Below are 23,949 nucleotides of genomic sequence, written 5' to 3' on the forward strand. Positions count from 1 at the left end.
GCTGGCACCAGCGGGCCCGCACCGGCATGTCCCATCCCGTCCGGCCCCGACACGGCCGGGCAACCGCGAGTTAGAAACCGGAGTAACCATGACCACCTCCACGAACGGCACGTTCGACCGCACACCCCTGATCGCCGGCAACTGGAAGATGAACATGGACCACGTCCAGGGCATCACCCTGCTGCAGAAACTGGCCTGGACGCTCAGCGATGCCCGCCACGACTTTGGACGCGTGGAGGTGGTGGTGTTCCCTCCGTTCACCGACCTGCGCAGCACCCAGACACTGGTGGCCGGTGACAAGCTGAAGGTGGAGTACGGCGCACAGGACCTCTCCCCGAAGGACTCCGGCGCCTACACCGGTGACATTTCCGGCCAGTTCCTCGCTAAGCTCGGCTGCAGCTACGTCCTCGTCGGCCACAGCGAACGCCGCTCCGTCCACGGCGAAAGCGACGAGCTGCTGAACGAGAAGCTCAAGGCCGCGTACCGCCACAACCTGGTGCCCATTCTCTGCGTGGGTGAAGGCCTTGAGGTACGCCAGGCCGGCGACCATGTGCCGCACACCCTCGAGCAGGTCCGCAACGGCCTTGCCGGCCTGGACGCCGAGCAGGTATCGAGCCTCGTCATTGCCTACGAACCCGTCTGGGCCATCGGCACCGGTGAGGTTGCCGGCCCCGGCGACGCGCAGGAAATGTGTGCAGCCATCCGCGCCGAAATTGCGGATCTGTACGACGACGCCGTTGCCGCCAAGACGCGCCTGCTCTACGGCGGGTCGGTCAAGGCAGCCAATGCGGCAAGCATCCTGGGGGAGCGTGACGTGGACGGCGTGCTGGTCGGAGGCGCCAGTTTGGATGTAGGCGAATTTGCTAATATTGTCAGGTTCGAACAACATCTGGTGACTGACTGAACTGCAGCTGAAGGGCGCCGCAGCGGCGTCCCCAATCCATGAGTCACCCGAAAGGCCCTAAGTGGAAATTCTGAAGATCGTCCTGCTGGTGCTCCTTGCCATTACGAGCCTGCTGCTGACGCTGCTCATTTTGCTGCACAAGGGCCGGGGCGGCGGAATGTCGGACATGTTCGGCGGCGGCATGACCAGCAGCCTCGGATCCTCCGGTGTCGCTGAAAAGAACCTGAACCGCTTCACCGTGGCACTGGCTGTTTCCTGGGGCCTGGTCATCGTAGCCCTCGGACTGATCCAGCGCTTCGCCGGCGAAGCATAGGCAGGCAGTACCTGCACAAAGAGTAAAGGAACGGCCCCCGGATTTCTCCGGGGGCCGTTCCTTTGTGCGTCGGCCTGCTGCCCTAGTCCTCGTCCTCATCGGCGTCTTCAGAGGCGAAGAGGCGCCGGGGCAGCTGCGATGCGGCGGCCTGGTCAATAAGCCAGCGCGTCTTGGTCCGGCCCCGGGCCCCCGCGGCAGGCACCTGGATCTCGCCGGCACCGGCCAGGGCCAGGCCGACGGCGCCCGCCTTATCGTTGCCTGCCACGCCAAGCCACACTTCAGCTGCTGTGTTGATGCTTTCCAGGGTGAGGGAAATCCGTTCCGGCGGAGGCTTCGGGGCGTCCCGGACCGCCACGACGGTGGAGCCCACGGTACGCACACCGGGGGTTTCCGGGAACAGGGAGGCCACATGCGCGTCCGGACCCACTCCCAGCAGCAGGACATCGAAGCGGGGTAGCCGGGGATCCACCGGTTCAAACCCTGCTTCAAGCTGCTCGCCGGCGGCCGCCTCGGCCAGCTGCCGGGCATAGTCGGCCGCGGCGTCTTCAACGGTATCCACGTCGCCGGCCGTAGCGACGGCGTGGATCCGGTGGGCGGGAACACCAAGCGGGTCCAGCATGGCCTGCCGGGCCTGCAGGGAGTTGAGCTCCGGATCCCCGGCCGGGAGGAACCTCTCGTCGCCCCACCAGAAGTTCACCCGGGTCCAGTCCACCGCAGTCCGGGCGGGGTTGGCCGTGACCGCCTCAAGCGTTGCGATGCCGACCGTTCCGCCGGTCAGCACGGCGGTCGCTTCCCCGCGCCGGCTCTGGACGTCCACGAGCTTCGTGATCAGCCGGGCAGCTGTTGCCGCGACAAGCGCCTGCGGATCCGGATGGATGCTGACGCCGTTGGGGGAGGGCATCATGCCTGTGCCCCTTCCTGGGACAGGCACGCGGCCAGTCCCTCAGTGAGTACTTCTCCGAAGACCTCGTCAGGGTCCAGCCGGCGCAGTTCCTCCGCCAGGCAGTCCCGCAGGGTGCGGCGCGGCAGGGAAATCTGCTGCTCCGGCTGCCCCGGCTGGGTCAGGTGGGCGGTGGTCTGGTCGGGGCGGGCGAGTTCCACGTCTCCGTCTTCGCCGCTGAACACCACGCGGTGAATGCCGGACCCGGCTGTTCCCTCGATGATTTCCAGGGGAACATCCATAGCCTTCTTGAGCCAGGCGGCCAGCAGGAAGGTGCTGGCCGAATCGGAGGCACCTTCGACGACGATCGACCGTACCTTCGACGCGCCGATACCGTCCAGGACCGCAGCCAGCTGGATCCGCCAGTTGGTCAGCCGGGTCCAGCTAAGGTCCGTATCGCCGGCAGCGTAGCTGTCCGCCAGGCCCAGGAGCGCCTTCTTCGGGTTCTCTTCCGTGGCGGCGTCCGTGATCCGGCGGTGGGCAATACAGCCGAGCGGGGTCCGGGCCGGATCGGCCGGGACTCCGTGCGGCCACCACACCACAATCGGCGCGTCCGGAAGCAGCAGCGCCGACACGAGGGATTCGCTTTCCGCGGCGAGCTCGCCGTAACCGGACAGGACAATGACTTCCGAAGCACCGGCGTCGCCGCCCACGCGGATCTGCGCATCGAGGCGTGTTTTCTCGTGCGGGCTGCCCTCCGCCAGCACGATAATGCGGCAGGGGTGTTCCCTGCTGGCCTCGTTGGCGGCGGCAATGGCCTCCTCGACGAAGTCCGGCTGGGTGTCCACCACCAGGGTCAGCACGCGGCCCAGGGTGACAACACCGCCCTTTTCACGCATGGCAACAATTTCCTTGGACACCTTGGAGGTGGTGGTGTCCGGCAGTTCTACTATCACGGCCTTCTCCAGGTCCTTCCATCTCGGGCAAGCAGCTCGTCGGCGGAGTCCGGCCCCCAGCTGCCGGGAGCATACGGCTCCGGCTGGCTGTCCAGTGATGCCCAGTAGGCTTCAAACGGGTCCACGATCTTCCAGGACAACTCAACTTCCTGGTGCCGGGGGAAGAGCGGAGGCTCACCCAGCAACACGTCCAGGATCAACCGTTCATAGGCCTCGGGACTGGACTCGGTGAAGGAATGCCCGTACCCGAAGTCCATGGAAACATCGCGTACTTCCATCTGCGTTCCCGGCACCTTGGAACCGAACCGGATGGTGGCTCCTTCGTCCGGCTGGACGCGGATGACCACGGCGTTCTGGCCGAAGTCGTCGCCGTTGTGTTCGCGGAACAGCAGGTTGGGGGAGCGCTTGAAGACGACGGCGATTTCCGTCACCCGGCGTCCCAGCCGCTTGCCGGCCCGCAGGTAGAACGGCGCCCCGGCCCAGCGGCGGGTATTGATGTCCAGCCGAATGGCTGCGAACGTTTCGGTCTTGGACTCGGGGTTGAACCCTTCCTCCTCCAGGAACCCGGTGACCTTCTCGCCGCCCTGCCAGCCCCCGGTGTACTGTCCGCGGGCGGAACTGCGGGAGAGGTCCTCCGGCAGGCGGACGGCGGCCAGCACCTTCTCCTTCTCCGCACGCAGATGGTCCGCATTGAAGGAGATGGGCTCCTCCATTGCGGTCAGCGCCAGGAGCTGCAGCAGGTGGTTCTGGATGACGTCGCGGGCCGCGCCCACGCCGTCGTAATAGCCCGCCCGGCCGCCGATGCCGATGTCCTCGGCCATGGTGATCTGCACATGGTCCACGTAGTTCGCGTTCCAGATGGGCTCGAACAACTGGTTCGCGAAGCGCAGCGCCAGGATGTTCTGCACCGTTTCCTTGCCCAGGTAGTGGTCAATGCGGAACACCGAATCAGCGGGGAAGACGGACTCCACCACGTTGTTCAGTTCACGGGCCGAGGCCAGGTCATGGCCGAACGGCTTTTCGATCACCACCCGCCGCCACTTGCCCTCGGAGGTCTTGGCCAGTCCGTGCTCGGACAGCTGCTGGCAGACCTGCTCGAAGGATTTGGGCGGCACCGAGAGATAGAATGCGTGGTTGCCCCTGGTCCCGCGCTGTTCGTCCAGGTCCTCCAGGGTCGCCTTGAGGTTGCCGAACGCTTCGTCACTGTCGAACCCGCCCTCGACAAACCGGATGCCCTGGGCCAGCTGGTTCCACACGCCGTCGTTGAAGTCGGTCCGGGCGTGGGCCTGGACCGACTCCTTCACCTGTGCCGCAAACTCCTCATGGCTCCACGGCCGGCGGCCGAAGCCCACCAGCGAGAAGCTTGGGGGAAGCAGTCCCCGGTTGGCCAGGTCGTAGACGGCGGGAATGAGCTTCTTCCGTGCCAGGTCCCCGGTCACGCCGAAGATCACCAGGGAGGACGGACCGGCAATCCGGCTGAGCCGGAGGTCCCGCGGATCCCGTAGGGGGTTGCCCGTCCCTGTCTTCCCTGTCTTGTCCTCGGCGGCCATTTACTTCCCGCTTTCTTCCGCCAGGGCGCGCACGACGTTTTCGATTTCGCGGATTCCTTCGGCGCGGTTGAGCAGGTGAAGGCGCAGGACGGGACGGCCCTGGTCCGCGAGGACCTGCGCGTCGCCGGCCGCCTGCGCACTGATGAGCTCACCGAAGCTGAAGGGCCGTTCGGGAATGGCAACATCTTCGGCGGGCTTGCCGGTGATCTGCAGGTAAACGCCCTGCGCCGGTCCGCCCTTGTGGAACTGGCCGGTGGAGTGCAGGAAGCGCGGTCCCCAGCCGAAGGTCACGGGACGGCCGGTGACTGCTGCCAGTTCCGGGCGGATTGAGGCAAGCTCCGCCTGCCGGCTCCGGTCAAGGTATGCCTGGATGCTGAGGTAGCCGTCCGGTCCGAGCTGGCGGAGCAGGGATGCCAGTGCGCCGCGGAGGGTGTGTGCCGTACCGAGCAGGTCGGCCGGTCCGCGCACCTCGACGGACCCGTCAACGAAGGACGGTTCCGTGGGTTCCGGGGTGGCATCAAGCAGGCCGCGTGCCGCCTTCTTGGCAGCCTCGACGTCCGGCTGGTCGAACGGGTTGATGTTCAGCAGGCGTCCGGCAACCGCGGTGGCGAACTCCCAGAGCATCATGGAGCCGCCGAGGCTGCCGGAGACCACTACCTGGTCCCCTTCGGGCAGGACCTCCGAGTCAACCGGGACAATCCGGACGGTGAGCACGTCGCCGGCTCCGGACACCATCTCCGGGGCGCCGGGTTCCACGGCAACGGGCAGCAGGCCCGTGCCGAGCTTGCCCGTGGATTCGGCAATCAGCTGTTCGGCCCAGTCCGGGAACCCGGCCAGGCCGGAGCCCTCGTCCACGATGACGATCTTGTTGCGCAGCGGCACGGTTCCGCCGAGAGCGGCTCCGAGTTCCAGGCCGATGTTGTCCGGCGCGTCGTCCCGCAGTATTTCAGCGGTCATTTCGGCATCGTCGAGGAGGGTCTCGATATCCGCACCGGCCAGGCCCGAGGGGACCAGGCCGAAAGCGGTCAGGGCGGAGTAGCGTCCGCCCACGTTGGGATCGGCGTTGAAGACCGCGCGGTATCCGGCCTCGCGGGCCGCCGCGTCCAGCGGCGACCCGGGGTCCGTGACCACCACGATGCGGGACTTCGCGTCGATACCCGCATCGGTGAATGCCTGTTCGAAAACCCGCCGCTGCGAGTCGGTTTCCACGGTGGAACCCGATTTCGAGCTCACCACAATGACGGTTTCCGCCAGCCGGTCGCCCAGGGCTGCGGCAACGACGTCGGGGTCGGTGGAATCCAGCACGGTCAGGTTAACGCCTGCAGAGCGGGTAATGACCTCGGGCGCGAGGGAAGAGCCGCCCATGCCGGCCAGGACCACGCGGGTCACCGACTCGGCAGCGAGCTCTTCCCTCAGCGCCGCGATCTGTCCCACGAGCGGCCGGGAGCTTTCTCCGGGATTCAGCCAGCCTAGGCGGATGGAAGCCTCGGCTTCGGCATCGGGTCCCCACAAGGTGGGATCGGAGGCCACGAGCCGGGAGGCAACTTCATCGCCTACGAGTTCGGGCACCTTGGCGTCGACGGCAGCACTTGCTGCTCCGGCTGCTTCAAAGGACAGTGTGGTCATGTTTTCCTATGCCTCTTTCGCGGTATCCAGTGCGGTCTGAACGGTCTGCAGGAGTTCGCCCCAGCTAACCACGAACTTGTCCAGGCCTTCGGTCTCCAGCTGCTCCACAACGTCGTTGTAGGAGATGCCCAGGCCGTCAAGCCGGTCCAGGATGCCGTTGGATTCGGCGTAGGTGCCGGTGATCGTGTCTCCGGTAACCTCGCCGTGGTCCGCCGTCGCTTCCAGCGTCTTTTCCGGCATGGTGTTTACCGAGTGCGGTGCCACCAGGCCCGTGACATACAGGGTGTCCGGCAGGGCCGGATCCTTCACGCCGGTGGAGGCCCAGAGCGGACGCTGGGCGTTGGCGCCGGCCGCGGCCAGCACCTGCCAGCGCTCGGTGGCGAACTGCTCTTCGAAGACCTGGTAGGCCAGGCGGGCGTTGGCCAGTCCGGCCTTGCCCAACAGGGCCTTGGCCTCGTCGGAGCCGACGGCGTCCAGGCGCTTGTCGATTTCGGCGTCGACGCGGGAGACGAAGAAGGATGCCACCGAGTGGATGGTGGAGAGGTCGTGCCCGTTTTCCTTCGCCTGCTCAATGCCGAGCATGTACGCGTTGATGACCTCGCGGTAGCGCTCGAGCGAGAAGATCAGGGTGACGTTCACGCTGATCCCGGCGGCCAGCGTGGCGGTGATGGCCGGCAGGCCTTCCTTGGTGGCGGGGATCTTGATCAGCACATTGGCGCGGCCAACCTTGTCGAAGAGTTCCTTGGCCTCGTTGATGGTGCCCTGGGTGTCACGCGACAGGCGCGGGTCGACCTCGATGGACACGCGGCCGTCGACGCCGTCGGTTGCTTCGTAGACCGGTGCGAAGACGTCGCAGGCCTGGATGACGTCGTCGGTGGTGATTTCGAAGACGGACTTGTCGACGTCGGCGCCCGAGCGCGAGAGCTGCTGCACCTGGGCGGCGTACGACTCGCCGTTGGCCAGGGCGGCGGCGAAGATGCTCGGGTTCGTGGTCACGCCGACCACGTTGCGCTCATCGATGAGCTTCTTCAGGGAACCGGAGACAATCCGTTCGCGGGAAAGGTCGTCCAGCCAGATGGACACGCCGGCTTCGGAAAGCGCGGCGGTGGGAGTGGAAGTCATAGTTGATGCTCCTTTGGGTAAGGGAATTACTGCTGGTCGCCGGTCTCGGTGGACTGTGCCCCGGAAGATGCTCCGGTGGTGCGGTCGGGGGCGGATCCTTCACCGCCGACGGCGGCGAGGGAATCGCGGGCGGCCTGCGCCACGGCGTCAGCGGTTATCCCGAATTCGCGGAACAGCGTCTTGTAATCGGCGGACGCACCGAAGTGCTCCAGGGAAACGCTGCGGCCGGCGTCGCCGACAATTTCCCGCCAGCCGAGGGCAATGCCGGCTTCGACGGAAACCCGGGCGCGGATGTCCTTCGGCAGGACCGTTTCGCGGTATTCCTTCTCCTGCTTGTTGAACCACTCGATGCTCGGCATCGAGACCACGCGGGCGGCCACGCCTTCCGCGGCGAGGGCCTCGCGGGCCTTGACGGCCAGCTGGACCTCGGACCCGGTGCCGACCAGGATGACGTCCGGCGTGACGACGCTGCCGTCACGCACGGCTTCGGCGAGGATGTAGCCACCGCGGGCAGCGCCTTCGGCGGAGCCGAACTCGGTGGCCGTTGCCTCGCCGGTTCCCCGTGCGTAGGTGGGGATGTTCTGGCGGGTCAGCACAATGCCGGCCGGGTTCTCGGTGTTCTCCAGGATGGTGCGCCAGGCGACGGCGACCTCGTTGGCATCGCCTGGACGGACGACGTCGAGCCCCGGGATGGCGCGCAGGGAAGCAAGCTGCTCCACCGGCTGGTGGGTGGGTCCGTCTTCGCCGAGGCCGATGGAGTCGTGCGTCCAGACGTAGATGGACGGCACGCCCATCAGCGCACCGAGGCGGATGGCCGGCCGCTGGTAGTCGCTGAAGATCAGGAACGTACCGGAGAAGGCCCGGGTGTTGCTGTGCATGGTGATGCCGTTGACGATCGACGCCGCTGCGTGTTCGCGGATGCCGAAGTGCAGCACGCGGCCGTACGGGTTGCCGGACCAGGCGTTGGTCTGCTTCCCGGCGGGGATGAAGGAGGGGGAGCCTTCAATGGTGGTGTTGTTGGACTCGGCGAGGTCGGCGGAGCCGCCCCACAGTTCCGGCAGGGCCGGGCCGATGGCGGAGAGGACCTTGCCGGAAGCGGCACGGGTGGAGACGTCCTTGCCGGCCTCGAAGACGGGCAGCGAGGCTTCCCAGCCTTCGGGCAGTTCGCCCTTTTCCAGGCGGGCCAGGAGTGCGGAGCCTTCGGCGTTCGCTTCTTCCCAGGCCTTGAAGCCTTCGTTCCACTTCGAGTGCGCCTCGGCGCCGCGGGCAACTGCCTGGCGGGCGTGCTCGAGGACCTCGGGGTCGACGTCGAAGGTCTTTGCCGGGTCGAAGCCCAGGGTCTCCTTCAGTGCCGCGACTTCGTCGGTGCCCAGGGCGGAGCCGTGGATCTTGCCGGTGTTCTGCTTGTTCGGTGCCGGCCAGCCGATGATGGTGCGCAGGGAGATGATCGAAGGCCGGTTCGTTTCGGCCTTGGCGGCCATCAGCGCACTGTAGAGCTCGTTGACGTCTTCGACGTATTCGCCCGTCTTGGTCCAGTCCACGCGCTGGGTGTGCCAGCCGTAGGCTTCGTAGCGCTTGAGCACGTCTTCGGTGAAGGCAATGTCGGTGTCGTCTTCGATCGAGATGTGGTTCTCGTCGTAAATCACCACGAGGTTGCCCAGTTCCTGGTGGCCGGCCAGCGAGGAGGCTTCGGCGGTGACGCCTTCCTGCAGGTCGCCGTCGGACGCGATAACCCAGATGGTGTGGTCGAACGGGCTGGTACCCTCGGCGGCGTCGGCGTCGAGCAGGCCGCGCAGGCGGCGCTGGGCGAAGGCGAAGCCAACGGAGGAAGCGAGGCCCTGGCCGAGCGGACCGGTGGTGATTTCGACGCCGTCGGTGTGGCGGTACTCGGGATGGCCCGGGGTCTTGGAGCCCCAGGTGCGCAGGGACTGCAGGTCCTCAAGCTCCAGGCCGTAGCCGGAGAGGAACAGCTCTATGTACAGGGTCAGGGAAGTGTGCCCGGGGGAGAGGACGAAGCGGTCGCGTCCGATCCAGTGCGGATCCGACGGGTCGTGGCGCATGACCTTCTGGAACAGAAGGTAGGCGGCCGGAGCCAGGCTCATTGCCGTGCCGGGGTGGCCGTTGCCGACCTTCTCCACGGCGTCGGCAGCCAGGACGCGGACGGTGTCCACTGCCTTGCGGTCTGTTTCGGTCCAGATCAGTTCTTGCTCTTCCATATGTGGCACGTTTACCGGGCCCCTCTCTCTGCAGACAATCCGGCACCGTACAGCGCCGGATATGCCCGGAAGCCCCCCGCGAACGGGATGCGTCCGGTTCCTTTACCACTTCAACCAACAGCAGACGCAAATCGATACCGCGTTTTCGGCATCACTTGTTCCGCACTCCGCAGCCGAAGCCGCGGATACTGCTTAATACACCTTGGTGCTTTTTCCCGTCCGCGCCGCGATTGGCCGCGGGGAAAGATCCGTTCCAACCTTATCGTCTAAGGCTGCTTCCTGCCCGTTCCGGCACTGCTCTTCCGGGCAACCGGCAGGGCAAGTGGAGAATGCAGGTAACCGTGCGGGCGCAGGCATCTTCCGTGCTTCGATTTCTACAGCCGATAGAGGTTATGATGAGGACGGACTTTTTCGTTCCAGATTGGATAAAGTGATCGCTTCGTGACTACCCAGCATGCCGAATCCCCTGTCTATACGGGGAAGATGACGGCGGGCCGCAAGGTCCGGGCATACGTGGCGCTCACCAAACCGCGCGTCATCGAACTCCTGCTCGTGACCACGCTGCCCACCATGATCTTCGCCGAGCGGGGACTGCCGTCCCTGGGCCTGATCCTGGCCACCATGGTCGGCGGTGCCCTCGCAGCCGGCAGCGCCGGTGCCTTCAACTGCTATATCGACCGCGACATGGACAAGCTGATGAAGCGGACAAAGAACCGTCCGCTGGTCACCGGCGAGGTCTCCCCGCGCGAGGCACTGGTCTTTGCCTGGGTGCTGGGGGTTGTCTCCATTGCCCTGCTGTGGTTCGGGGCCAACCCGCTCACGGGCCTGCTCGGTGTCGGCGCCATTTTCCTTTACGTGGTTTTCTACACGCTGATCCTGAAGCGGCGCACCACCCAGAACATCGTCTGGGGCGGCGCTGCGGGATGCATGCCCGTGCTCATCGCCTGGGCTGCCGTCACCGGCAAGGTCGAGTGGCCCGCGATCATCCTGTTCATGATCATCTTCCTGTGGACGCCGCCGCATTACTGGCCGCTGTCCATGAAGTACGGGGAGGACTACCGCAACGCCAGCGTGCCGATGCTTGGTGCCGTTGCCGGCGCGAAGCTGGTTTCCGTCCAGGTGGTGCTGTACGCCTACGCCACCGTGGCCTGCTCACTGCTGCTGGTTCCCGTGGGCGGTGCCGGCTGGGTCTACACCATTGCCGCACTGCTTTCCGGCGTCTGGTTCGTGGCCGAGGCGCACAAGCTGCATTCCCGGGCCCAGCGCGAAGAGCTCAACGACAAGTCGGCCATGAAGGTCTTCCACCTGTCCATCAGCTACCTCACGATCCTCTTCCTGGCCCTGGCCGTGGATCCGTTCGTGGGCGGCGCACTGGTCTAGCTTTTCTGTTCCGCTTACGGTGGCCGGATCCCTTCGGGGTCCGGCCATTGTTGTGTCCGGGGTTCTTGGTTGCGGGGTTCTTGGTTCGCACGCGCTCCGGGCGTTCCGGAACGGCGGCAACGAAACTCCCGGCTCGCAGAGCTCGCGGGGAGTATTAAAGCCGCCTAGCCCGGAACGTCCTACGCGCCTGTTACAAGCACCACGTGCTTCATCGGGCAGAACCGCCCCGCCGTGGGTTCCCCTTCCCGCGGGTTGTACAGATGACGGGGCCAGGAAGGGCGCATAACCCCGTTACCTGTACAAACGGGAAGTAGTTTGGGCACAACATCCCAAGCTTTGGGACTCCTGTTACTGCTGGGGCCACACGCGCCACAGCAGCACCAGACCGTGGGACACGGTGCGGACAACAGACCCCGCCGTGCACAACATCCCAAGCTCCCGCCGGACACAAAAAGAGCCGGACCCCTCGGGGAGTCCGGCCCTTCAATGGAGAATTGCAGCGCTACTTCCCCCGCGCGCCGCGACCTCCCCGCGCCCTCCGGGCCTGGCGGACAGCGATGGCCGCTCCGCCGGGAACCTGCTTGTTGAAGCCGATGTACACAACCTGCGCCGCGGCCGCCGTCAGGAGGCAGGCGCCGAGCATGTGCAGGGCCACCAGGGCGATCGGCAGGTGCAGGAAGTGCTGGGCGTAGCCGATGGCCGCCTGGGCCAGGACGACCACGGTCAGCACCGCGAGGGCTTTGCGGACCCTGGCATCGGCACCCCGCCGGTAAACCAGGTACAGGGCCACGGCCAGGGCGAAGACCAGCAGGTACACGGGCACCACGTGGATACGGGTAATCAGGTCCGGGTTCAGGCCGTTGCGGGCGGCACCGTGGTCTCCGGCGTGCGGGCCGGAGCCGGTGACCACAACACCCAGCACCACGGTCAGTGCGGACAGGACGCCAATGGCGCCCAGCACCGGACGCAGGCTCGTGTCTGCCAAGGGTGCGTGGCGTGCTTCGAGGTCCAGCGCGGACAGCCGGGACCGGTTGACCATCACGACGGCGACGCAGATCATCACTGACGAGGCCAGGAAGTGCAGGCCCACCACCCACGGGTTGAGGTCGGTGAGGACGGTGATTCCGCCGATCACTGCCTGCGCGGGGACTCCGGCCAGCAGGGCGATGGAAAGCCACCATAGATCGCGGCGCGCGGCCCGGATCCGCCAGATCGAGAAGACCGTGGCGAAGGCAACGGCTGTCAGTACGAAGGTGAGGAGGCGGTTGCCGAACTCAATGATGCCGTGCAGGCCCATTTCCGGCGTCGTCACGAGGGAGTCCGCCGTGCATAGCGGCCATTCCGGGCAACCGAGGCCAGACGCCGTGAGGCGTACGGCTCCGCCGGTCACCACGATCACGATGTTGGCCACCAGTGACGCTACGGCGAGGTTGCGGATTAGGCGTCCGGCCGCGACCGGCTGCAGGCTGTTCGATTGCCGGGCGGGGACCCCGGCCGAAGTCTGTGACACGGTTTCTAACTCCATTTGAACCAGCGGACAGCGCCGAGGCCGCCCAGTATTGTCCACGCCAGAAGGATCAGCGTGGCGGAAATATTGAACTGCGAGTCGATCAGGGCCGAGCGCAGGGCATTGCCCAGGGCAGCCGAGGGCAGGACTTCGACGAACGGCTGCAGCACTGCGGGCAGGTTGCCTACCGGGATGATGATACCGCCGGCGGCTGCCAGGAGGATCCACAGCAGGTTGGTGATGGCCAGTGTGGCCTCGGGCCGGACGGTGCCGGCAACGAGCAGGCCCAGGGCGGTGAACGCCACCGCGCCGAGGAACAGCTGCACCGCGGCCGGCAGCACCCCGCTCAGCTCCGGCTGCCAGCCGAAGAACAGGGCGATAACCGAGACCAGCACCACCTGGATGACCAGGACGGCAAGGACGGCAATGACCTTTCCGGCAATCAGCCCGGTCCGGCCCAGCGGGGTGGTGGAGAGGTACCGGAGTACCCCGTAGCGGCGGTCAAAGCCAGTCGCGATGCCCTGGCCCGTGAAGGCCGTGGACATTGCACAGAGCGCAAAGATTCCCGGTGCGGCCATATTGATCCGGCTGGTTCCGTAGCCGTCCAGCAGGGGAGTGACCACCAGGGCCACCATGGCCAGCAGCGGCAGGACGACGGCGAGGATCAGCTGTTCGCCGTTGCGCAGCATCGTGAGGGCCTCGTAACGGCCCTGGTTCAGGATGCGCGCCGGCAGCGACGCGGGAGCACTCATCGGATAGCCCTTCCGGAAACGTCAAGGAAGACATCCTCGAGGGTGCGGGACGCCATATGTATCGACGACGGCAGGATGCCGCAGTCCTCCCACCAGGCAGCCAATGCGGTCAGGTCCCGCGGAGCCAGCGAACCGCGGACCGAATAGTGTCCCGGCGCTGCTTCGGCAACCTCGAAGTGGTGCGGCAGGCCGGCGGCGAGGGCGACGATGTCGAGCCCGGGGTCGGCGTCGAACGTCAGCAGCCGCTGCTCGGCCGGGGATCCGACCGCGGACGTCAGCTCCGCAACCGTTCCGGAAGCGACGGTCTTGCCGGCGTCAATGATGTAGACGTAGTCCGCGAGTTTCTGCGCGTCGTCCATCAAGTGGGTCGTGAGGATGATGCCGAGGCCCTCGGACCGCAGCTCCTCGATCAGTTCGAAGACGATTTGCCGCGACTGCGGGTCCAGGCCTGCGCTCGGCTCGTCCAGGAAAAGCACTTCCGGCCGGCCGATCAGCGCGGCAGCCATGGCCAGGCGCTGCTTCTGCCCGCCGGACAGGCGCCGGATGCCGGTGTTGGCGAAGCCGGCGATGCCCAGCCGGTCCACGAGTTCGGCGACCGGCCGGGGAGACTCGTACATCCGGGCGACGTGTTCCAGGAGGGCAACGGGACGGGCCGACGGCGGCAGGCCGCCTTCCTGCAGCATGACGCCCACGCGGCTGCGCAGGTGGGCGTCCGCACGGTACGGGTCCTGCCCGAGCAGGCGGATTTCCCCGCCGTCAATGGGCTGGAGGCCCTGGGCACATTCCAGGGTGGTGGTTTTGCCGGCGCCGTTGGCGCCGAGCAGGGCTGTGACGGAGCCGCGGCGGGCTGTGAAGTCGACGCCGGCGAGCACACGAATCATTTTGCCGTCGAGACCAGCAACCGGGCCGCAGTCCTTGATCAGACCTTTAATGGTCAGGCAGGGTTCATCGGTAGGCACCTGCATATTCTACGTTAGGTAGTACAGCCAACCGGAACGGATGCAGGGACCCCCGCCGGACCGGCTCCGGCAGCAGATCCCTCCAGGTGTTGCCGCTGTTGCTCACGGGAAAGCAACAGTCACACCAGCCCCACCGGGTGGGAAGCTCTGCGTCGCCGGAGTGGTTGCGGCAAACGAGAAGGCACAAATTACCGATTTTCGGGCGGAAATCGGTAATTTGTGCCTTGTAGATTCCCGGTCGCGCGGCATCAGGGTGGCCGACGCCGGCAGAACCATCCCCAGCAGGCAGCCGGACACCGCCGTCGTCGAATCCGCGGCCTCCACCGGGACCCGGGCGATGGTAGGTGCGAAGGCTGCGCAGATAGCAAGCCTTGCCTTAGTGGAATCAGGGAACAGATTAGGACATGCTTGTGTTGTGTATTCTGTGAGCAACTCTGAGACTAAGGCGGCGGCAATGCCGAATGCTGCCCGCGATGCGGAGGAGCGCACCCGGGACAAGGTCCTGGGTGCCGTTCTGGAACACGGCCCTGTCAGTGCGGCCGAGCTGGGTGAGCGGTTGGGCTTCACGCCTGCTGCCGTACGCCGGCATCTGGACGCCCTGTCCGGGAAGGGCCTGATCCAGGTCAAGCTCGTGCGCAATTCCTCCTCCGGAGCGGGACGCCCGGCACGCCGGTACGTGCTGAGTCCGCAGGGTCAGGCGCATCTGGGCAACGACTACCTCGACATCGCCACCGAGGCGCTGCGCCAGCTCGGTGCGGCGCTCGGACCGCAGGCAATCGAAGCCTTCGCCGCCGAGCGTTTCGGGGGGATGGAGGAGCGCTACCGTCCCGTCGTCGAGGCCGCAGGACCCGACGTCGCCGACCGCGCGGAGGCGCTGGCAGCGGAACTGACGAAGGACGGCTTCGTGGCGTCAACCACCATGATCGGTGCCACCGCGAAGAAGAGCACGCTGCTGAGCGTCCAGCTGTGCCAGGCACACTGCCCCATCCAGGGGCTCGCCACGGCCTATCCCGTTTTCTGTGACAAGGAAACCGAAGTTTTTGCCCGCCTCCTGGACGTGGACGTCCGCCGACTGTCCACACTCTCCAGGGGCGGCCACGTTTGTACGACCCACATCCCCGTGGGTCGGACCCGATCCGCGCCGCAGGTTCCACTGCGCGTCGAGACCACCCAGTCCACATCCATTCATCAGCAAGAAAGGCCGTGATGACGGATCAAGTAACCCAGAAGCCAACGGCACCTTCCATGGTGCCGGAGTCTGTGATTTCAGACATCCTGGAGAAGAACCCTGAACTCGAGGGCATCGGTACGTACGAGTACGGCTGGGCCGACTCGGACATCGCGGGCTCAACCGCCCGCCGCGGCCTGAGCGAGGAAGTCGTCCGCGACATTTCGGCAAAGAAGAACGAGCCGCAGTGGATGCTGGACCTCCGCCTCAAGGGCCTGAAATACTTCGACCGCAAGCCCATGCCGACCTGGGGTGCAGACCTCTCCGGCATCGACTTCGACAACATCAAGTACTTCGTGCGTTCCACCGAGAAGCAGGCGAAAAGCTGGGAAGACCTGCCCGAGGACATCCGCAACACGTACGAAAAGCTCGGCATCCCCGAAGCTGAGCGCGGCCGCCTGGTCTCCGGCGTTGCGGCACAGTACGAGTCCGAGGTTGTCTACCACCAGCTCCGCGAGGACTTGGAACGCCAGGGCGTCATCTTCCTGGACACGGACACCGCACTGAAGGAACACCCGGAACTGTTCCAGGAGTACTTCGGCACCGTCATCCCCGTCGGTGACAACAAGTTCGGCTCGCTGAACACTGCCGTGTGGTCCGGCGGTTCCTTCGTCTACGTCCCCAAGGGCGTCCACGTGGAGATCCCGCTGCAGGCCTACTTCCGTATCAACACGGAGAACATGGGCCAGTTCGAGCGCACCCTGATCATTGCGGACGAGGATTCCTACGTCCACTACATCGAGGGCTGCACCGCGCCGATCTACACCTCGGATTCGCTGCACAGCGCCGTCGTCGAAATCATCGTGAAGAAGGGCGCCCGCGTCCGCTACACGACCATCCAGAACTGGTCCAACAACGTGTACAACCTGGTGACCAAGCGCGCCATTGCACACGAGGGCGCCACCATGGAGTGGATCGACGGCAACATCGGTTCCAAGGTCACCATGAAGTACCCAGCCGTCTACCTGGTCGGCGAGCACGCCAAGGGTGAGACCCTGTCCATCGCCTTCGCCGGCGAAGGCCAGCACCAGGACACCGGATCCAAGATGGTCCACATTGCCCCGAACACCAAGAGCTCCATCATTTCCAAGTCCGTGGCCCGCGGCGGCGGCCGTGCTGCCTACCGCGGCCTGGTCCAGGTCCGCGAAGGCGCCAAGCACTCGGCCAACACCGTGCGCTGCGACGCCCTCCTGGTGGACACCATCTCCCGCTCGGACACGTACCCGTACGTGGACATCCGCGAGGATGACGTCACCATGGGCCACGAAGCCACTGTTTCCCGCGTCAGCGAGGAGCAGCTGTTCTACCTCATGTCCCGCGGCCTTCCCGAGGACGAGGCAATGGCAATGATCGTGCGCGGCTTCATCGAGCCGATCGCCCGCGAACTGCCGATGGAATACGCCCTTGAACTCAACCGCCTCATCGAACTCCAGATGGAAGGAGCCGTCGGTTAATGTCGAAGCTTAACGACGTCGTCGAAACCGTGACCGAAAAGGTCAGCAACGTAGTGGAGGAGGTCAAGGCGAAGGTTGGCTCCCCGAAGGAAACCAACCGGATCCGCATTGACGGCTTCACCGAGGAAGGCGAAAACCTTTCCCCGCTGAATGATGACTCCTCGCCCCTCGGCGGCGACAGCAGCAAGTCCCACAGCCACGGTGGCGGAGAGGGCATTCCGGACAGCTCACGCGCCGGCCGGATGACTTCCTTCCACCGGGCTGACTTCGGCAAACTGAACGGCCGCGAAGAGGACTGGCGGTTCACCCCGCTCAAGCGCCTGCGCGGACTGCACACCGCTGACCTCGACGGCACGGCTCCCGAGCTCGCCGTCGTCGCCCCCGACGGCGTGCGGGTCGAAAGCATCGCCCGGACCGATGCCCGCATCGGCTCGGCCGGCATCCCCGAAGACCGGGTTGCCGCCGCCGCCTGGGAGGACTTCCGCGAAGCCACCGCCGTCACCATCCCAGCCGAAACCGTCATTGACGGCAGCGTCACGCTGACCATCAACGGCGTCAGCAAGGATCCGGCAGCCCAGCACATCGTCATCACCGCGGAGAAGTTCTCCAAGGGTGTCGTGGTCCTGGACCACAAGGGTTCGGCAGTCCTGTCCCAGAACGTGGAAATCGTCGTCGGCGACGGCGCGGAACTGACCGTTGTCTCCGTCCAGGACTGGGACGACGACGCCGTGCACGCCTCCGCGCAGTACGCGAAGATCGGCCGGGACGCGAAGTTCAAGCACGTTGTCGTCAGCCTCGGCGGCGACCTCGTGCGGGTGACCCCGTCCTCACGGTTCACCGCCACCGGCGGCGACGTGGAAATGTTCGGCCTGTACTACGCCGACGCCGGCCAGCACCTGGAACAGCGCCTCTTCGTGGACCATGCAGTAGCCAACTGCAAGTCCCGCGTAATGTACAAGGGCGCCCTGCAGGGCCGCGACGCACACACCGTTTGGGTTGGCGACGTCCTGATCCGCAAGGAAGCAGAAGGCACCGACACGTACGAGGTCAACCGCAACCTGCTGCTGACCGACGGCGGCCGCGCCGACTCCGTGCCGAACCTGGAAATCGAAACCGGCCTGATCGAGGGTGCCGGCCACGCCAGCGCCACCGGCCGGTTCGATGACGAGCACCTGTTCTACCTGATGGCCCGCGGCATCCCCGAGGACACCGCCCGCCGCCTGGTGGTCCGGGGCTTCCTCACCGAGATCATCCAGCAGATCAAGGTTCCTGCCCTGGAAGAGCGTCTCACCGACGCCGTCGAGCGTGAGCTCGAAGCCTCCGGAGCCTACTAGGCCTCGTTGCCGAAGGTGCCGGCTCATCCCGGCACCTTCGGCCCGTGCCGCCTTCCATCCCCTAAAGCTTAGTAACGCACCCGCGGGTGCAAAGGAGAAAGCCAACTCGCATGTCTACTCTTGAGATCAAGGATCTTCACGTCAGCATTGAGACCGAACAGGGCCGCAAGCCGATCCTGAAGGGTGTCAGCCTGACCATCAACACCGGTGAGACCCACGCCATCATGGGCCCGAACGGCTCCGGCAAGTCCACCCTGGCCTCGACCATTGCCGGCCATCCCCGCTACACCGTGGACAGCGGATCCATCACCCTCGACGGCGAAGACGTCCTGGCGATGAGCGTGGACGAGCGTGCACGCGCCGGTCTCTTCCTGGCCATGCAGTACCCCGTGGAGGTTCCCGGTGTCACCATGACCAACTTCCTGCGCACCGCCAAGACCGCTCTCGACGGCGAGGCCCCCTCGCTGCGTCACTGGACCAAGGACGTCAAGGCGGCTATGTCCGACCTGCGCATCGACGCCGACTTTGCCCAGCGCAACGTCAACGAGGGCTTCTCCGGCGGTGAGAAGAAGCGCGTGGAGATCCTGCAGCTGGAACTCTTCCACCCCAAGTTCGCCATCCTCGACGAGACCGACTCCGGCCTCGACGTCGACGCCCTGAAGATCGTTTCCGAAGGCGTCAACCGCGAACACGCCAAGGGTGGCATGGGCACGCTGCTCATCACGCACTACACGCGTATCCTTCGTTACATCAAGCCCGACTTCGTCCACGTTTTCGTTGACGGACACATCGCCGAGCAGGGCGGCCCCGAACTGGCCGACCGGCTCGAAGAAGAAGGTTACGACCGCTTCACCGGCGCCAACGCCGCAGCCGGCGCGTAGTCACAGACAGCTGAAGGAGCAACAATGAGCGACTCCGACCTGGCCTCCACGTCCATCGAGGACGTTGAAGAGGCCCTCAAGGACGTCATTGACCCCGAACTGGGGGTGAATGTCGTTGACCTCGGTCTGCTGTACGGACTCAAGTACGCCGAGGACGGCGCGCTGCTGATCGACATGACACTGACGACGGCGGCCTGCCCGCTGACCGACGTGATTGAAGAGCAGACCGCCCAGGCACTGGACGGCGTCGTCGACGAATGGCGCCTGAACTGGGTATGGATGCCGCCGTGGGGACCTGACAAGATCACCGACGACGGCCGCGACCAGATGCGGGCCCTGGGCTTCAACATCTAGACGGTTCCGAACTGCACGCCATGCAAGGGCCGCTTCCCCAAGTCGGGGGAGCGGCCCTTGCTGCGTGTTACCGTGTCCGTCATGGGGAACAGCAGTGCGGCCGGTCCAGCTGGAACGGGACCTATGAGGGCGCCGACACCGAGCCGGACGGAAATCAGCAGGGTACTGTCCCATGCCCTCCGCCATGCACCGGAGCAATACTCGTTGACGCTCGACCCGGAGGGCTGGGCGCCGGTGGATGATATGGTCAGCGCCCTGCACCGGCTCGGTCCGGACTGGGAATCCGTTGACGTGCAGGTGCTTGAGGAGGTTCTTGACGCAGCGGAGAAGAAGCGTCACCAGATGTACGGCGGCCGGATCCGTGCGGTGCACGGCCACTCCGTAGCTGTCCAACCGGGAGGGGAACCGGATTCGCCGCCTGCGGTGCTTTTCCACGGCACTGCCCGTGCGGCCCTTCCTTTCATCCGTGCGTCCGGGCTCCTGCCTATGGAGCGGCAGTATGTCCACCTCGCGGAAACCGTTGAGCAGGCACGTCAGGTCGGCCGGCGGAAAGACTCCGATCCGGTGATCCTGACGGTGGATACGCCCATCGCGGCGTCAGCCGGCTGCACCTTCTACCGGTCTGCGTCGGGCGTCTGGCTGTCCGGGCCCATTGTGGCTTCCGCACTGGGGATGCCGGAAGGCTGAGCGGCGGGCGGGTTCGTTGGGGGGCTGGTGTTCCTTGGGGCTGGCGTGTTCCTTGGGGGCTAGTTGGGGGCAGGGTAGTCGCAGGTGGCTCCTCGGGCGGGCTAGTGAGGCGGGCATCCAGGACAGCCCCACCAGTCCGGTCGCGGGCCAGCCCCTTACAGTTTCCGACCTAGGTAATGGCGTACGAAAGACAGGTATTTTGGGTTTCCGGAGGGGCCGGTTTTAGCCTGAGTTCGGGCCGGAAATGTCAGTGCCGGATGAAATCCTTAAGCATGGATCAGGACGGGAACACCGGACGGATAACCGAAGATCAGGCGGGCGAAGACCGACAGGCGGGTGGTGCTGCTGGTGAATCCGATGCGGCCCGCTCGGCCTGCACTTTGTCGGTGTATCGGGCGGAACTGGTTGCCGGGGATGCCGGGCCTGCTGGTCTTACCGGTCCTGACTCACCTGCCGCGCCTGGCTCCGGCTACCCGGACGGTTTCACCGGGGTGCTGGCCCTGCAGAACCTGGAAGCCTTCGACGAACACACCACCGGTGATGCCCTCGCCCGGGTGGCGCATCTGATCCGGTGGGCCCAGGCCCAGCAAGTGAGGCTGATGCACCGGATGGAGGAACTCTTCCTCGAGAGTTTCCAGACCGAGGACGGTACGGTGCTCAGCGTGGACCCGGGCATGGCCTTCAGCCTGGCGTCCTGTGAATGCGCGACCATCCTGAACGTTCCGCAGACCACCGCGCAGGGAATGATGTCCGAAGCCGGCAGGCTCTGCGACACGCACACCGCAACCCTGGCCAGGCTCGAACAGGGACAGTTCAGCTACAGGCATGCGCAGGTGGTGCTGGACCAGACCCAGAACCTTCCCGCCGACGTGCTGCCCGGCTTCGAGGCTGACCTGCTCACGGCTGCTGCGGGGAAGACCCGGGGCCAGTTCTCTGCCAAGGCCCGGCATCTGCGGGAGAACCGGTATCCGGAGACCGTCCCGGAACGGCATTTGAGCGCTTTCGAGAAGCGCCGGGTGATCCTGGACCGGGATGAGGACGGGATGTCCTGGCTGGCTGCCCACCTCCGGGCAGCCGAAGCACAGCAGATTTACACGGCCTTGAGTACTGCTGCCCAGGGTGAGCAAGCCGACGGGGACCCGCGGACCCGGGACCAGCTGCGCGCGGACATCCTGACCCAGCTGCTGATGGGCGGCCTCGGATCGCATAGGGCGGGTGGAACCGGTAGTACGGCCAGCAAGACCGGGAGCAGCCGGACTGGGAGCGGCCGGACCGGGGACGGTCCCGAAAGAGATGGTCGGGACAAAGGGCACCGGAACAGTGGAACGGGCGAAACCGAAGAGAGCTGGGGACCCGATGGAACCGGTGCGGACCACGAGACGAACGCAGACAACGGACCCGACGGGCCGGGGGTAAAGACGGACAATGACCCAGGCGGTGAGGACGGCCTCGGTGTCCTGCCGCGGGCGGAGATCATGGTCCTGATCAACGCCGAAACCCTCTTCGGAGCCGACGAACAGCCCGCAGAACTGCACGGCTACGGACCCATCAGCGCCGAGGCAGCACGGCGGCTGGCCCGTAACGCCCTCCACTGGACCGGACTGGCCCGGGACCCGGACACCGGAGAAATCCTCGGCGTCGGAAGACGGCGGAAAGTCCCCGCCGGACTGGCCCGCTGGTTACGTGCAAGGGACGGAACCTGCCGGTTCCCCGGCTGCCGGGTCAGCACCGCACTCTCGGAAATCGACCACACCACCGACTGGGCCAACGGCGGACCCACGGAGCACGGGAACCTTGAACATTTGTGCCGCAGGCACCACCGGTTCAAGACCCTTGGCTACTGGAAAGCCTGCCAACCCGAACCCGGGGTGATCGACTGGACCTCACCTACCGGACGGACCTACCGCACCGAACCGTTCCTGGAGCTGGGACACTCACGAGCGGTGCCACCAAGCCCGGACACGGCAGAAGCCAGGGCCGAAGCGACGGTCGAAGCCATGAACGACGCCCGACCGCCGTTCTGATCCGGACTGGCTGGTCGGAGTGCGTGTCCAGAGGCCGTTGCTTTCGGGGATAGGGCGTCGGAGTAAAGCGGCATGTCTAGGCAGATCCGGCCCGAGCGGTCCGGAGGGGCGTAGGTGGCCTAGCCCTGGCAAACCCAAGGGACGCGCGGCAGCCTACTAGTCCTGCCGGGCTCCTATGCCCAAAAAGCCTTAGGCAGACGGCCCCGGGCAGACGACTCCCAGACCAAACTGACCCCGGAACCGGACGCCCTGCGGGCAGAACCTACGGACGGGACAGGTCCGCAGCGCTGAAGGTATCGCAGGATTCCAGGCTGCCGCCGTCGCTGTACCCCGCAAGGAACCACGCCTGACGCTGGGCACTGGAACCATGGGTCCAGCTTTCAGGGTTGACCTGCCCCGTAGCCGAAGCCTGAATACGATCGTCGCCCACTGCTGAGGCAGCGGAGAGGGCATCGGTGATGTCCGCTTCAGTAAACGGCGCGAGGAAAGGCACGTCCGAACCCGGAGCAGGCGACTCAGCTGCATGCCGCGCCCACAGACCGGCATAACAGTCGGCCTGCAGCTCGGTACGCACCGACGCAGAATCTGCTCCCTGCGGATCCGCATTCCGCCCGGCACTGGAGCCGGTGATTTGCTGGATATGGTGCCCGAATTCATGCGCAACTACGTATTCCTGCGCCAGCGGACCGCCGGAGGACCCGTAACTCGTGACAAGGTCAGAGAAGAATGCAGTGTCGTAGTAGGTCTGCTCGTCCGCAGGGCAGTAGAACGGACCGACAGCACTGGAGGCAGAACCACAGGCGGTGGTGGTCCGGTCCGTAAAGAGGACCACACCGGGTTCGGTGTAGGTCAGGCCGTAACCGGCCAGGTACGGTGCCCAGAAGCTGTCAAGGCTTTCGGCAGTACCCAGGATGCGGCAGTCGAGCCGTTCGTTGGCGTCTTCGCCGTTCAGGCAGGTGTCGATACTTTCGGACTGCGATTGGCCGGCAGCTACGCCGGAACCGTCGCTCAGGCCCAGCCCGTCAATGACGTCCGATCCGAAGAACAGCGAAAGGATCAGCAGCAGGCCGCCGCCCAGTCCGCCGCCTACAGCGATGCCTTTGCCCTTGCCGCGCCGGTCACTGACACGGGAAGAATCCAGGCGTGCGTTGTTATTGAAGCTCATGCCACTCAGATTATCCGTTGCCCGAAGCAACCTCTGCCGTAGGCGTATCGCCGATACCGCGGGCAGCAAGCGCATCACCGGTCTGCCGGGCGTACCCGACCGCACGGATAACCACAGGAACTGTCAGGGCACGAGGATTACGCTCCAGCCCGCGCGCCATGGCCGATTCCCGGACATCCCTGGCCGAGCCAAGGAGAAACGGAATGCTGCGCAGCATGAGCGCCAACGTCAGTCCGAACCGTTCCGGGTCCGCACCAAGAGGCCGCAGCGGACGCGCCAGGGTCACCAGGCCCTCCAGGAGGTCCTGCGGGGGAGTCGTCAGCATGAGAAGCCGGGCCGCCGTCACACAGACAGCAATATTTCCGGTCACCAGGAGGGCTGCCGCCACACCGGAAGACCACCATTGGAAGGCCCCCAGCAGCACCAGGACCGGCCACATCGAATGCAAGGGCACCCAGGACTGCCGCAGCAGGCGTGCGGCAGCATACGCCGTCAGGACCAGAACGACGGCGGCGGCCAGCATCGCAGGTGAACGCAGCACCAGCACGGCCCCTGACAGGAGAACCAGGGCACCGGCCTTGAGCCCCAGCGGAGCCGTATGCACTACGGAAGTACCCTCTCGATAAGCACCGAGCAGATCCACAGACCGCGCCGACC

General features: G+C 65.7%; 21 protein-coding genes. 10 read left to right on the top strand and 11 right to left on the bottom strand.

Annotated features, from left to right (window positions below):
* The first annotated feature begins 88 nt into the window (after positions 1 to 88).
* Positions 89 to 904, top strand: coding sequence for a triose-phosphate isomerase (gene tpiA / locus AC5RT8_RS02315; protein WP_494094084.1), 816 nt, complete (start codon positions 89 to 91; stop codon positions 902 to 904).
* 61 nt (positions 905 to 965) lie between these two features.
* Positions 966 to 1,217, top strand: a complete 252-nt coding sequence (gene secG / locus AC5RT8_RS02320) for a preprotein translocase subunit SecG (RefSeq protein WP_146362013.1) — start codon at positions 966 to 968, stop codon at positions 1,215 to 1,217.
* Positions 1,218 to 1,299: 82 nt separating this feature from the next.
* On the opposite strand, the gene pgl is transcribed toward secG, so the two are convergent.
* Genes pgl through tkt form a run of 6 tightly spaced genes read right to left on the bottom strand, consistent with a single transcriptional unit; the run spans position 1,300 to position 9,567 of the window.
* Entirely contained in the window at positions 1,300 to 2,118 is an 819-nt protein-coding gene (gene pgl / locus AC5RT8_RS02325; RefSeq protein WP_494094521.1) for a 6-phosphogluconolactonase, read from the bottom strand.
* Entirely contained in the window at positions 2,118 to 3,053 is a 936-nt protein-coding gene (locus AC5RT8_RS02330; protein ID WP_494094085.1) for a glucose-6-phosphate dehydrogenase assembly protein OpcA, read from the bottom strand. Before AC5RT8_RS02330 ends, pgl begins: the two co-directional genes overlap by 1 nt.
* Positions 3,050 to 4,603 (bottom strand): glucose-6-phosphate dehydrogenase, encoded by a 1,554-nt coding sequence (gene zwf / locus AC5RT8_RS02335; protein WP_494094086.1) that lies wholly within the window; start codon positions 4,601 to 4,603, stop codon positions 3,050 to 3,052. The genes AC5RT8_RS02330 and zwf overlap by 4 nt, the downstream gene beginning before the upstream one ends.
* The gene (locus AC5RT8_RS02340) at positions 4,604 to 6,229 is read right to left on the bottom strand and encodes a phosphoglucose isomerase-related protein (protein ID WP_494094087.1); all 1,626 of its coding nucleotides are present in this window, start codon (positions 6,227 to 6,229) and stop codon (positions 4,604 to 4,606) included.
* Positions 6,230 to 6,235: 6 nt separating this feature from the next.
* The gene (tal, locus tag AC5RT8_RS02345; RefSeq protein ID WP_494094088.1) at positions 6,236 to 7,351 is read right to left on the bottom strand and encodes a transaldolase; all 1,116 of its coding nucleotides are present in this window, start codon (positions 7,349 to 7,351) and stop codon (positions 6,236 to 6,238) included.
* A gap of 26 nt (positions 7,352 to 7,377) precedes the next feature.
* A complete protein-coding gene (tkt, locus tag AC5RT8_RS02350) occupies positions 7,378 to 9,567 on the bottom strand; it encodes a transketolase (protein ID WP_494094089.1) in 2,190 nt (729 codons plus the stop codon).
* A 483-nt stretch (positions 9,568 to 10,050) separates the two neighbouring features.
* Here tkt and AC5RT8_RS02355 point away from each other — a divergent pair, with 483 nt between their 5' ends.
* Entirely contained in the window at positions 10,051 to 10,947 is an 897-nt protein-coding gene (locus AC5RT8_RS02355) for a heme o synthase (RefSeq protein WP_494094522.1), read from the top strand.
* A 502-nt stretch (positions 10,948 to 11,449) separates the two neighbouring features.
* Here AC5RT8_RS02355 and AC5RT8_RS02360 read toward each other — a convergent pair.
* From AC5RT8_RS02360 to AC5RT8_RS02370, 3 genes are read right to left on the bottom strand one after another with little or no spacing between them, the layout of a single operon-like run.
* A complete protein-coding gene (locus tag AC5RT8_RS02360) occupies positions 11,450 to 12,457 on the bottom strand; it encodes a COX15/CtaA family protein (RefSeq protein WP_494094090.1) in 1,008 nt (335 codons plus the stop codon).
* Between the two features lie 5 nt (positions 12,458 to 12,462).
* Entirely contained in the window at positions 12,463 to 13,206 is a 744-nt protein-coding gene (locus AC5RT8_RS02365; protein ID WP_494094091.1) for an ABC transporter permease, read from the bottom strand.
* Positions 13,203 to 14,171 carry an ABC transporter ATP-binding protein gene (locus AC5RT8_RS02370; protein WP_494094092.1) on the bottom strand — a complete coding sequence of 323 codons (969 nt, stop codon included), beginning with the start codon at positions 14,169 to 14,171 and terminating at the stop codon, positions 13,203 to 13,205. Before AC5RT8_RS02370 ends, AC5RT8_RS02365 begins: the two co-directional genes overlap by 4 nt.
* 448 nt (positions 14,172 to 14,619) lie before the next feature.
* Between AC5RT8_RS02370 and AC5RT8_RS02375 the strand changes: the two genes are divergently transcribed.
* From AC5RT8_RS02375 to AC5RT8_RS02405, 7 genes are all read left to right on the top strand, one after another.
* Entirely contained in the window at positions 14,620 to 15,372 is a 753-nt protein-coding gene (locus AC5RT8_RS02375) for a helix-turn-helix transcriptional regulator (protein ID WP_494094093.1), read from the top strand.
* Positions 15,372 to 16,847 carry a Fe-S cluster assembly protein SufB gene (gene sufB, locus AC5RT8_RS02380; RefSeq protein ID WP_494094094.1) on the top strand — a complete coding sequence of 492 codons (1,476 nt, stop codon included), beginning with the start codon at positions 15,372 to 15,374 and terminating at the stop codon, positions 16,845 to 16,847. Before AC5RT8_RS02375 ends, sufB begins: the two co-directional genes overlap by 1 nt.
* Positions 16,847 to 18,181 (top strand): Fe-S cluster assembly protein SufD, encoded by a 1,335-nt coding sequence (gene sufD, locus AC5RT8_RS02385; RefSeq protein WP_494094095.1) that lies wholly within the window; start codon positions 16,847 to 16,849, stop codon positions 18,179 to 18,181. Before sufB ends, sufD begins: the two co-directional genes overlap by 1 nt.
* Before the next feature lie 110 nt (positions 18,182 to 18,291).
* Positions 18,292 to 19,062 (top strand): Fe-S cluster assembly ATPase SufC, encoded by a 771-nt coding sequence (gene sufC, locus AC5RT8_RS02390; protein WP_494094096.1) that lies wholly within the window; start codon positions 18,292 to 18,294, stop codon positions 19,060 to 19,062.
* A 24-nt stretch (positions 19,063 to 19,086) separates the two neighbouring features.
* On the top strand, positions 19,087 to 19,416 hold the full coding sequence (locus AC5RT8_RS02395; RefSeq protein ID WP_494094097.1) for a metal-sulfur cluster assembly factor: 330 nt from the start codon (positions 19,087 to 19,089) through the stop codon (positions 19,414 to 19,416).
* A 123-nt stretch (positions 19,417 to 19,539) separates the two neighbouring features.
* Positions 19,540 to 20,103, top strand: coding sequence for an RNA 2'-phosphotransferase (locus AC5RT8_RS02400; protein WP_494094098.1), 564 nt, complete (start codon positions 19,540 to 19,542; stop codon positions 20,101 to 20,103).
* Positions 20,104 to 20,375: 272 nt separating this feature from the next.
* Positions 20,376 to 22,127: an HNH endonuclease signature motif containing protein gene (locus AC5RT8_RS02405; protein ID WP_494094099.1), complete on the top strand. Its 1,752-nt coding sequence runs from the start codon at positions 20,376 to 20,378 to the stop codon at positions 22,125 to 22,127.
* Between the two features lie 262 nt (positions 22,128 to 22,389).
* Here AC5RT8_RS02405 and ypfJ read toward each other — a convergent pair whose 3' ends face one another.
* Both ypfJ and AC5RT8_RS02415 read right to left on the bottom strand, forming a co-directional pair.
* On the bottom strand, positions 22,390 to 23,292 hold the full coding sequence (gene ypfJ, locus AC5RT8_RS02410) for a KPN_02809 family neutral zinc metallopeptidase (protein ID WP_494094100.1): 903 nt from the start codon (positions 23,290 to 23,292) through the stop codon (positions 22,390 to 22,392).
* Positions 23,293 to 23,302: 10 nt separating this feature from the next.
* On the bottom strand, positions 23,303 to 23,896 hold the full coding sequence (locus AC5RT8_RS02415; protein ID WP_494094101.1) for an energy-coupling factor transporter transmembrane component T: 594 nt from the start codon (positions 23,894 to 23,896) through the stop codon (positions 23,303 to 23,305).
* Positions 23,897 to 23,949: the final 53 nt, after the last annotated feature.

It is taken from the genome of Arthrobacter sp. Ms25 (assembly GCF_059090365.1).